At 62.2% G+C, this 251-nt stretch carries 1 pseudogene; it reads right to left on the minus strand.

Annotated features, from left to right (window positions below):
* Window positions 1–251 (minus strand): annotated as a pseudogene (locus tag ACRHNM_RS17510) (hypothetical protein); the annotation flags it as partial.

Here is a 251-nt window from a genome sequence, read left to right on the forward strand (position 1 = left end):
CAGCAGCAGTACGTCGTTTTCCCCTGCGTTTTGCAGGTTCGCGTTGCTGCTGCGGGTGGTACCCGATATCAGGAAATTCCCGTCCGAGGTTAGCGCGATGGACTCCGCTGCATCAAAGGCCGGCCCGCCGTAACTCTGCTCCCAGAGCATATTCCCGGCCGGGTCCAGGCGGACCACCCAGACATCCGACTCCCCCCGGTTGGCAGAGATATCCCCATCCGTGCTGAAGCTTTGGCCCGCTACCAGGTAGC

Source organism: Psychroserpens mesophilus (assembly GCF_050617655.1).
In the GTDB taxonomy this organism is placed as follows: domain Bacteria; phylum Bacteroidota; class Bacteroidia; order Flavobacteriales; family Flavobacteriaceae; genus Psychroserpens; species Psychroserpens mesophilus_A.